This window comes from Paenibacillus sp. FSL R7-269 (assembly GCF_000517865.1).
Taxonomy (GTDB): Bacteria; Bacillota; Bacilli; order Paenibacillales; family Paenibacillaceae; genus Paenibacillus_AQ.
Genome location: NZ_ASPS01000042.1, coordinates 189,174 through 199,426 on the forward strand (window position 1 = coordinate 189,174; position 10,253 = coordinate 199,426).

Genomic DNA, 10,253 nt, shown 5'->3' on the forward strand with positions numbered 1-10,253 from the left:
CCAGCCTGGAGCTGCAGGCCCGTCCCCGCCTGGTCATTGCAGGCACAGGCAGCGGCTCGGGCAAAACAACGGTCACGCTGGGGCTGATGCGCGCTTTTGCCCGGCGGGGCCTCAAGGTCCAGGGCTTCAAATGTGGCCCTGACTACATCGATCCCGCCTATCACACTGCGGTCACAGGCCGTCCCTCACGCAATTTGGACTCCTGGATGACTTCAAGCGATTATCTGCAGGAGTATTTCCTGCAGGCTTCGGCAGAGGCCGACTTGTCCGTCATTGAGGGTGTCATGGGTCTGTATGACGGCAAGGAGGATACGGCGCTGACCGGATCAACGGCGGAGATCGCCATTCTGACTGCCAGCCCTGTACTCCTGGTGGTCGATGTCCGCAGCATGGGCCGCAGTGCTGCGGCGATAGTGCTGGGCTTCCGTCAGCTGGAGCCGCAGGTGCGGATTGCCGCCGTTCTGGTGAACCGCTGCGGCAGCGAGGGTCATTACCGGTTAGTTAAGGCGGCCATTGAAGCAGCCTGCGGGATTCCCGTGATCGGCTGGCTCCCCCGCGATAGCGGGCTGGACATCCCGGAGCGGCATCTGGGCTTGCTGCCCGCTGTGGAACGCGGGGAGCTTGCGCCTTTGTTCGACCGTGCCGCCGATATGCTGGAGCAAGGCACGGATCTGGAGCAGCTGCTGGAGATTGCTGCTACAGCTCCTGCTGTGCAGAAGATACTTGCGGCTGCGGATGATCAGTGTAATCCTGCTGTGCCGATGATACATAAGACACAGGCAGGCCCGGCGGAGCCTGCCCCGGTCATTGCCGTAGCCCGGGACGCGGCGTTCAACTTCTACTACGCAGATAATCTGGAGCTGCTCGCACGTGAAGGTGCTAAGCTGATTTACTTCAGCCCGCTCAGCGGTGAAGGCATTCCGCCGGAAGCGGGCGGCCTCTATATCGGCGGCGGCTTCCCGGAAGAATTCGCGGCTGTGATTGCCGCGAACCAGCTGTTCCTTGGCGGACTGAGGTCTGCCGCAGACGCTGGAATGCCGCTCTATGCGGAGTGCGGCGGCTACATGGTGCTGGCCCGCAGTCTGACCGACCGCAACGGCAGGGTGCATGAGATGGCCGGAATCGTTCCGGCACACACTGAGATGCAGGAACGCCGGGCGGCACTCGGCTATCGTGAAGTTACGGCACTTCACGACTGTCTGCTGCTGAAGCAGGGCGAGCGCCTGCGCGGCCATGAATTTCATTACTCCGTCATGAGCTATCCTGACGGGGAAGCCCGAACCTATGCCTATGAGAGTAAGGGCAGAGGGGGGAGCCAGCCGGAAGGCTACATCAGCGGCAGCATTATGGCTGCTTATGCGCATATCCACTTGGCCTCCCATCTCCCGGCAGCAGCCCGGCTTGTAGCAGCCTGCCGGGCATATCGTGACCGCAAACAAGCTGTACAGCAGCATGATTCCGATTCCTGCAATCAACAAGTGGAATAACGTATCTTAAATTATTGATTCTAACAGAATGTGTGGAGATAAGTGGAAAAACAACATCTATTCATGTTACTTTTAGCTGCTTGGGCTAAAATGGGCAACAGTAAGTGTTGTTTTTCCAACTGTTGTTCTAGTACCGGTCATTCGTTCATTAGCAAGTGTAGAAAATCCAACTATCCCCCGTTCCGTTCAAACCAGCCTAAGTCTCATCAGCAAATCACTTCTGTCTACTATATGTCAACCGCTTGTCATACGTATAAGAGCCACGTATAATAGGACAAGAGAACGCTTTATTACCGCGCTCGGGCTGGTCAACCGATCAGTTCCAGCGCAGGAAACCATTGAAAGTTAATAGAAGCAACAGCATATGGATGCATCAGGAGAAGGGGGAACGCTGCAGTGAAATTGTTGGGAGCGATTGAAGCAGGAGGAACAAAGTTTGTATGCGGTATCGGGAATGAGGACGGGACAATTATCGACCGGGTGAGCTTTCCGACTGCCACTCCTCAGGAGACTATGAGCCAGGTAATGGATTATTTCAGCGGAAAAGCTGTGGAGGCTATCGGGATCGGCTCGTTTGGACCGATTGATCCCGTTATTGGCAGCCCCACCTATGGATATATTACAACCACACCCAAGCCGCACTGGGGCGGTTATAATCTGGTGGGAGCCGTGGAGGAGCAATTCCAGGTTCCGATCGGCTTCGATACAGATGTGAACGGCGCAGCGCTGGGCGAATACACCTGGGGGGCAGCGCAAGGTCTGGATAGCTGCCTGTATATCACTGTAGGTACCGGGATCGGTGCCGGTGCTGTGGTGGGCGGGAAGCTCGTTCACGGGCTGTCCCATCCCGAGATGGGACATATTCTGGTTCGTCGTCATCCCGAGGACCACTACGAAGGCTTCTGCCCTTATCACGGCGATTGCCTGGAGGGTCTGGCAGCAGGTCCGGCCATCGGCAAGCGCTGGGGTAAGCCGGCGGGCGAGCTGTCTGCAGATCATCCGGCCTGGGCGATGGAGGCCCACTATCTGGCTCATGCTCTTATGAACTATGTGCTGATCCTCTCGCCGCAGAAGATCGTAATGGGCGGCGGTGTGATGAAGCAGAGCCAGCTCTTCCCGCTGATTCATGCCAAGCTGCGGGAGCTGCTCGGCGGATATGTGCAGCATCCAGCGCTCAATGAAGAGATTGGCAGCTATATTGTGCCTCCGCAGCTTGGAGATAACGCCGGTCTGTCGGGTGCACTGGGTCTGGCCAAGCTGGCTTTGGACCGCAAGTAGGATCTCCTGACAAAAAGGCATTGACTGTTACGTAATATATGGTATCCTAGGTTTTAACAGTATAGCATTTAAGAGGAAGCACCTCTTTCACGAATTTCGTGGGAGAGGTGCTTTTTTGCGTTCAAATATAAGAATGTATAGGTTTCACGCTATAAATTATCCTTATATTTGTCGCTGAAACGGTACCGTCCTTTATAGGACGGCAGAGCCGTTTCCGCTTGCCAGCGCTCATGCGTACTGTAAGACGACGAAAGTAGGGATTCATATGCAGATCGTATTTATGAACCGTTTGTGCAGAAGATCAGGAGTGGATGGGGAGACTTTTGCCCAGCTGTGGATTGGAGAGGAAGAGGGGCAGTGGCGTCTTGGCTGGCGTGATTTCTCCGGCGAACAGGAGACGGGCGATAGCCTGTGGTATGAAGGCGGATCATGGAATGAGATGCTGTGTGTATACCGGCACGAGCTTGCCGTGAAGATGGGGGATGGCTACCGCCCGCTGATTGACGGGGTATTTCATGACGAGGATAATCTCAGCAGCCGCAGCCAGGAGCAGCTTAAGCTGCAGTATTACAGTGAGCATTACGGGAATGAAGCGATCTTCGAGGAGCTGTGCTCCTGGCGCAGAGGGAAGGCCTCCGGCGAACGGAAAGCGCCTTATATCCTGGCCAGCAACCGTCTGCTGCGCATGATCAGCGCATTTCTTCCCCGCACGGAGGAGGAGCTGCTACAGCTTCCAGGTGTAGGTGAAGGCAAAGCCACACAGTATGGAGCGGACTGGCTCAGTATCACCGCAGCGGCTGAGCGTGAGCATGATTTTCCGCTAAGCTGGGTGAATCATACAATAGACGAAGAGAGCTTCGTATCCTGGCAATATAAGCAGAAGGAGCTTAAGTACAAGAAGGAGCTGGAGCGGCTGAGACTGCGGCGTGTTCTGTTACAGGGGATCGAAGAGGGGCAAGGAATGGAGCAGCTCAGAGTGCTTAGCGGAGTTTCCCGCCGTGAAGTGCTTGAAGTAGTAGAGGAGCTGGAGAAGGACGGATACTCGGCCGAGAAGCTTATTGCCCTGGAGCTGAGCGGAGTGAGCCCCGAAGAACAGAACAATATTTGGACAGCCTATGAACTGATCGGCGACAACTTCCTGAAGCCTGTTCTTTACAAAGCTTACGGTGAACCTTTCGTTCCTGCTGACGGACTCGATCTGTATTACGAACGCCTGCGGCTGATCCGCATCCGCTTCCGGCGGGAGCATCCGGCCGCTCTTGGAATGGCTGCCCCTTTGTAAGGGGGTGACCGGCGGCCTGAAGCGGCCCCAATCTGCGGTCCTGATGACCGGGATTTTTCATCGGCGCAGACGCATTACATACTGGTGGCATACCAAAAAGACGAAGGCTATCCGCATCCCGGAATAGCCGGGTATACGGTGCCTTCGTCCTTCGTATTCGTCCGCCCTGCTTCATAGCCACTCCTTCTTACGGAAGATAATGAGCATTCCGCAGCCTAGCGTCACCATGACAGCAATGACGCCATAGTAGCCGTACTCGGTGTGGATCTCCGGGATATTGTCAAAGTTCATGCCGTAGATCCCGGTAATCACGGTCAGCGGCATGAATATGGTGGTAATTGCCGTAAATACACGCATGATTTCATTGGCACGGTTCGCAATACTGGACTGATAAGCTTCGCGTAAGTTGCCCATGAGATCGCGGTACGTTTCGAAGGTTTCAGAGATCTTGACCGCATTCTCATAGATATCGCTGAAATACTTCTGCAGCTGATCGTCGATCAGGCGAAGATCCTTTTTGTTGAGCGTGTTGATAACTTCCTTCTGCGGGCCGAGCATCTTCTTCAGCCAGAGAATCTCACTGCGCAGACCAATGATCTCGCTCAGATGCGATTTCTTGGTATGCATGAGGATGTCTTCCTCCAGCTTCTCGATCCGCGCTTCAATCCGGTCACCGACCGAGAAGAAGTTGTCGACAACGAGGTCGATCAGCAGATACAGGAAGCGGTCAGGCGTACTGACCTCCTGCTCCCACAGTACGGGCTTCAGGACACGAAGCTCATGGATCTTCTGCTTCGTAACGGTAATAATATAATGTCTGCCAAGGAATACGTTAAGCGCACGGAGGAAAATTTCCTCATCATCGAACCGGATGCTGTTCACCACGATGAAATAATGACTCTCATAAATCTCCAGCTTCGGACGCTGATCCTCTTCACTAAGACAGTCTTCCACAGCCAGATCATGCAGTCCGTATATAGGCTGAAGCTCTACAAGGTCCTCCACATCGGCATCAATCCAGTAGAACCCCTCGGCAGGGGCGGTTAAAGTTTCTTCAATATTGTCAATAGGCGTAAAAACCCCTGCATTCACCAGCCGGATTTTCATCTGATTCACTCCTTATGTCCCTGGTCTTCTCCAGGGGTATGCTAATTTCAGCACACGGAAAAAATCAGCTTGGCCGGTGGTACAATCATGGATGAAGGCCAAAAGATGGTCCGAGAGCATGAAGAAAAAGGGCTCCCGCCGCCGGCAAGCTGATGTTAATCCTGTGTGGTTGTTCATTCTGCACGCATATTCGCGAGCCCGGGTCGCCTTCCATTGTTCTCTCACCTCTTCTTTTCGCCGTTTATTTTGGTTGAAACACTTGTCTAGTATAACGCCGGGATATGGGTCTTACAAGAGAAATTGTTTTCTGTCATAAGGCCCCTTCAGCATTGTATGGACTTGACGAAAAGGAGGTTCATGATTTAAAGTGAAATTTAAGAAAAAGCATCTTTCGGATGCTTAAGGTTATTCAACTGAATACAGCTAAATCTTATCAAGAGCAGGTGGAGGGACTAGCCCGATGAAACCCGGCAACCGGCGTGTGAGCGCACGGTGCTAATTCTTGCGGAAGCTTTGCAGGGCGTTATTCGTCCGGCGGAAGTTCTCTGGCAGATGAGAGAGGCGCATATGACTGCATGATATGACCTTTCTCGCCCGGGAAAGGTCTTTTTTCGCTACCCTGCCTCAGGATTAACCACCAAGTGGAACCCCATTTCAGTTAAGGAGTGAACAGCAATGCCTATCAAAATTCCCGACAGCCTGCCGGCCAAAGAAGTGTTATCCGGTGAGAATATTTTTGTAATGGATGAAAGCCAGGCCTTCCATCAGGATATCCGTCCCCTGCGGATCGCCATCCTGAATCTGATGCCTACCAAAGAAACTACTGAGACCCAGCTGCTGCGCCTTATCGGGAATTCCCCGCTTCAGGTGGATGTTGTTCTGCTGCATCCCAGCTCCCATACGTCGAAGAATACTTCGGCTGAGCATTTGAAGAGCTTTTACAAAACCTTTGATGAGATCAGCCACCGCCGGTTCGACGGCTTGATTGTAACGGGCGCTCCCGTAGAACAACTTGAATTCGAGGATGTCAACTACTGGGAAGAGCTGAAAGTGATTTTTGAGTGGAGCAAACAGAATGTAACCTCGACCATGCACATCTGTTGGGCGGCACAGGCAGGACTGTATCATCACTTTGGTGTGCGCAAGGTGAGTCTGCCGGACAAATGCTTCGGAGTGTTTCCGCATACGATGAGCCATAATAATGTCAAGCTGCTGCGCGGCTTCGATGAAGTGTTCCATGTTCCGCATTCCCGCCATACCGATGTCTCCCGTGAAGATATTGAGCGGAACCCGGAGCTGCAGATTCTGGCAGAATCCGAGGAAGCCGGGGTGTACCTGGTGGCTACGCATGACGGGAAGCAGATTTTTGTTACCGGACATTCGGAATATGATCCCTTCTCGCTGAAATGGGAGTATGACCGGGATATCGCAAAAGGGCTGGAGGTTGCCTTGCCGAAGCACTATTATCCCAAGGATGATCCGACGCGTACTCCGCCGGCAGTCTGGCGCGCCCATGCCAACTTATTATTCGCTAATTGGCTCAATTACTATGTATACCAGGAGACTCCTTACGATATCGGGGCATTTATCTAAGAGGTTAACTTATTCTTAATAGAAGTAATTAATCAGGAGGCAATGGAGATGGATGAGAAACTGAGAATTGAGAGCAGACTGGCACAGATTGGTTCGATGGAGGACCCCGCCACCGGGGCCATTAATTACCCGATTTATCATGCGACGGCTTTCCGTCACCCTAGACTTGGGCAGAGCACAGGCTTTGACTACATCCGCACCAAAAATCCTACCCGCTCTGTCCTCGAAGAAGCGGCAGCGGCCCTGGAATCCGGGGATGCCGGCTTCGCCTGCGCTTCCGGTATGGCTGCGCTGACTACGGTGTTCACCTTGTTTGGACAAGGGGACCATCTCATTGTGTCGCTCGACCTGTACGGCGGAACCTACCGGTTGCTGGAACGGATTCTCTCCAAATACGGCATCAGTGCCTCCTATGTAGATACGAACGATCTGGATGGACTGGAAGCAGCCCGCCAGCCGGGGACAAAAGCCGTATTCATTGAGACGCCGACCAATCCGCTGATGATGATTACGGATGTCGAAGCCGTATGTACCTGGGCCCGCCGTCACGGGCTGCTCACGATTGTAGATAATACGCTGCTGACTCCGTTCTTCCAGCGCCCGCTGGAGCTTGGAGCAGATATCGTGGTTCACAGTGCGACTAAGTATCTGGGCGGGCATAACGATGTGCTGGCTGGGCTGATTGTGACCAAGGGCGCAGAATTGTCTGCTGAAATGGCCGTCCTGCATAACTCTCTGGGAGCGGTTCTCGCGCCGAATGACAGCTATCAGCTGATGAAAGGTATGAAGACCCTGGCGCTGCGCATGGAGCGGCATGAGAGCAATGCCCTGGCCATCGCCCGTTATCTGCAGAAGCATCCGGCTATTGCCGAGGTCTTCCATCCGGGTCTGCCGGACCATCCGGGCTATGCCATTCAGAACCGCCAGTCCTCCGGCAACACCGGGATCTTCTCCTTCAAGGTAAAAGAGGCCAGCTATGTGGAGCCGCTGCTCCGCCATATCAAGCTAATCGCCTTCGCCGAGAGTCTGGGCGGTGTCGAATCGCTGATGACCTATCCGGCGATACAGACTCATGCCGATATTCCGGCTGAAATCCGCGATGCTGTAGGCGTGGATGACCGACTGCTGCGCTTCTCTGTCGGCATAGAGCATGTAGATGATCTGATTGCGGATCTCGGACAGGCCCTGGAGGCCGCCCGGAGCGAGCTGGAATAAGGCGATGCGCCCCGGACCTGGCCCGGCATGAGGGATTCGCAGAACGTACAAGCAGCAGTGCCTTCGGGCGCTGCTGTTTAATTTTGCCTGGGACAAGGTCAATTACCGGTTCTGCGCAGCGAAACATTTTTCAAGAACAGCCGATTGTGATACGATGGGAGAACGGACTATTTTTATTTCAAATTGTATTTATCTCATAGACTTCATAGATGAAGAGGAGGCCGTCAACAGTGAGTGCAGTCGATCTTATACTGGATAAGGCACTGAAGGGTGAACGTCTTCAGTTGGAAGATACGGTCACGTTGTTCGAGAGCAATGAAATTGAGAAAATGGGCGCTGCCGCAGATATTATTATGAAGCGCTGGCACCCGGAGCCAGTGACAACATTCGTCATTGGCCGTAACATTAACTACACCAATGTATGTGATGTATATTGCCGATTCTGCGCTTTTTACCGCAGACCCGGTTCGGAGGAAGGCTATGTGCTTCCCGATGAGACAATCTATCAGAAGATTGCGGAGACCATGAGCGTGAACGGAACCGAAATTCTGATGCAGGGCGGTACGAATCCGAATCTGCCGTTCAGCTACTATACGGATATTCTGCGCGGCATCAAGCAGCGGTTCCCGGAGATTACAATGCATTCCTTCTCACCTGCGGAAATTATGAAAATGGTTGAGGTCTCCGGCCTGCCGCTGGAACAGGTCATGCGTGAGATTCATGCCGCAGGCCTCGATTCCCTGCCCGGCGGCGGTGCTGAGATTCTCGATGACCGTACCCGCCGCAAGATCAGCCGCCTCAAGGGCTCCTGGCGCGAGTGGATGGACGTCATGCAGACCGCACACCGGATCGGCATGAATACAACGGCCACGATGGTGATCGGTCTGGGCGAGAGTATGGAAGAACGTGCGCTGCATCTGCTGCGTGTCCGTGAAGCCCAGGACGAATGCATTGCGAATAAATATGATTCTGAAGGCTTCCTGGCGTTCATCTCCTGGACCTTCCAGCCGGATAATACGAACCTGAAGCTGGACCGCCAGACCCCGGAGGAGTACCTCAAGACCGTAGCCATCAGCCGTCTGGTGCTGGACAATATCAAGAACTTCCAATCCTCCTGGGTAACGATGGGGCCTGAAGTAGGCAAGCTCTCCCTGCAATACGGATGCAATGACTTCGGAAGCACAATGATCGAGGAGAACGTAGTCTCCTCGGCGGGTGCGACCTACAAGGTCAACATCGAGTCGATCACCCAGCTCATCCGCGAAGCCGGCAAGATTCCGGCGCAGCGCAACACGCGTTATGACATTCTGCGTACGTTCGAGGATGCGAATGCGAAGATTGACAATGATTTTATTATGCAGAACTAGAATGAAATAAAGAAAACAAAAATAACGGAGTTAAACTACAAATGTAGTTTTTACTCCGTTATTTTTGTTGCTCAACTGCAATGCTTGTTCCATTTTTATAAATACAATAATAAATCGGCTAGCTTTTTGATGTTTAGATATTTTGTGCTTGCTTGAGAATTGGGTCTTGATAGGACTAATACTGATTGTATCCCCAGTGCTGATGCGCAATCTAAGTTCTGTTCATAATCATCGATAAATACTGTTTCAGTTGCCGGCAAATGCATCGCATCAAGTGCATGGCTGAACATGCCGGGATTAGGTTTGTTTTCTCCAAGTTCAAAACTAAGTGTCATATTATCAAAAAAATTATACATACCGGCATTTTTAAGAACTCTTTTGACCGACGGGTCGGTATCTGAAATAACTCCAATCTTATACTTTGCGCTCAGGCTTTCAATGATTTGTTTGGTATGATCAAAAAACACATAATTAGCATCGTTATACACTCTATCATGGGCAATGATTTCAGCTTGTTCGTTGGTAAGGTGCATTTCAGGTAACCGTTCAGCCATTGTTTTATAGTAATTTGTATACCTTTCAAGCTCCTCATCTTCAGTTTTGTAAACTTCATTTTTGAGGTGCACATTTGCTTTTGAAATTGCTGTATTCAATTGTTCTTGTGGTATGGAACCTAGAATCTGTGGATTTATGTATTCCAACGCTTTTAATGTTATCCTCCAGTCACCTTTTGCAGGGCGGAAAATCGTCCAGCCAAGGTCGAGAAATATACCATGTACAGGTTTTTGTATAATCATGTAAACTCCCCCTATGAATCCTATAATATTGTAAAAATCTATTAGGGCGTGTCTTAAAACTAGATATTGCTTCCAACGCATAACCGTAGCATAATTTTACAAGGACGCAATTACGAGGAGCTTGTAA

Annotated in this window: 8 protein-coding genes and 1 riboswitch; of the genes, 6 read left to right on the plus strand and 2 right to left on the minus strand. The window is 52.1% G+C overall.

The window, feature by feature from the left end; genetic code table 11:
* Positions 1 to 5 precede the first annotated feature (5 nt).
* From C162_RS19725 to C162_RS19735, 3 genes are all read left to right on the plus strand, one after another.
* Positions 6 to 1,487 carry a cobyrinate a,c-diamide synthase gene (locus tag C162_RS19725; RefSeq protein WP_051493743.1) on the plus strand — a complete coding sequence of 494 codons (1,482 nt, stop codon included), beginning with the start codon at positions 6 to 8 and terminating at the stop codon, positions 1,485 to 1,487.
* A 396-nt stretch (positions 1,488 to 1,883) separates the two neighbouring features.
* Positions 1,884 to 2,765, plus strand: a complete 882-nt coding sequence (locus C162_RS19730; RefSeq protein WP_051493736.1) for an ROK family protein — start codon at positions 1,884 to 1,886, stop codon at positions 2,763 to 2,765.
* A gap of 265 nt (positions 2,766 to 3,030) precedes the next feature.
* The gene (locus tag C162_RS19735) at positions 3,031 to 4,047 is read left to right on the plus strand and encodes an HRDC domain-containing protein (protein WP_036696787.1); all 1,017 of its coding nucleotides are present in this window, start codon (positions 3,031 to 3,033) and stop codon (positions 4,045 to 4,047) included.
* A gap of 171 nt (positions 4,048 to 4,218) precedes the next feature.
* Here C162_RS19735 and corA read toward each other — a convergent pair whose 3' ends face one another.
* Positions 4,219 to 5,154: a magnesium/cobalt transporter CorA gene (gene corA, locus C162_RS19740; protein WP_036696789.1), complete on the minus strand. Its 936-nt coding sequence runs from the start codon at positions 5,152 to 5,154 to the stop codon at positions 4,219 to 4,221.
* Between the two features lie 427 nt (positions 5,155 to 5,581).
* A riboswitch (SAM riboswitch) is annotated at positions 5,582 to 5,713 on the plus strand.
* A gap of 116 nt (positions 5,714 to 5,829) precedes the next feature.
* On the opposite strand from corA, the gene metA reads away from it, so the two are divergent.
* From metA to mqnC, 3 genes are all read left to right on the plus strand, one after another.
* A complete protein-coding gene (gene metA / locus C162_RS19745; RefSeq protein WP_036696791.1) occupies positions 5,830 to 6,747 on the plus strand; it encodes a homoserine O-acetyltransferase MetA in 918 nt (305 codons plus the stop codon).
* Positions 6,748 to 6,795: 48 nt separating this feature from the next.
* A complete protein-coding gene (locus tag C162_RS19750; protein WP_036696793.1) occupies positions 6,796 to 7,962 on the plus strand; it encodes an aminotransferase class I/II-fold pyridoxal phosphate-dependent enzyme in 1,167 nt (388 codons plus the stop codon).
* A 230-nt stretch (positions 7,963 to 8,192) separates the two neighbouring features.
* Positions 8,193 to 9,329 carry a cyclic dehypoxanthinyl futalosine synthase gene (mqnC, locus tag C162_RS19755; RefSeq protein ID WP_036696795.1) on the plus strand — a complete coding sequence of 379 codons (1,137 nt, stop codon included), beginning with the start codon at positions 8,193 to 8,195 and terminating at the stop codon, positions 9,327 to 9,329.
* A 95-nt stretch (positions 9,330 to 9,424) separates the two neighbouring features.
* On the opposite strand, the gene C162_RS19760 is transcribed toward mqnC, so the two are convergent.
* A complete protein-coding gene (locus C162_RS19760) occupies positions 9,425 to 10,126 on the minus strand; it encodes an HAD family hydrolase (protein WP_036696797.1) in 702 nt (233 codons plus the stop codon).
* Between the last annotated feature and the right edge of the window lie 127 nt (positions 10,127 to 10,253).

Coding starts and splice junctions, on each gene's coding strand:
- C162_RS19735 (WP_036696787.1), top strand. CDS start 3,031: ATGCAGATCGTATTTATGAACCGTTTGTGCAGAAGATCAGGAGTGGAT.
- corA (WP_036696789.1), bottom strand. CDS start 5,154: ATGAAAATCCGGCTGGTGAATGCAGGGGTTTTTACGCCTATTGACAAT.
- metA (WP_036696791.1), top strand. CDS start 5,830: ATGCCTATCAAAATTCCCGACAGCCTGCCGGCCAAAGAAGTGTTATCC.
- C162_RS19750 (WP_036696793.1), top strand. CDS start 6,796: ATGGATGAGAAACTGAGAATTGAGAGCAGACTGGCACAGATTGGTTCG.
- C162_RS19760 (WP_036696797.1), bottom strand. CDS start 10,126: ATGATTATACAAAAACCTGTACATGGTATATTTCTCGACCTTGGCTGG.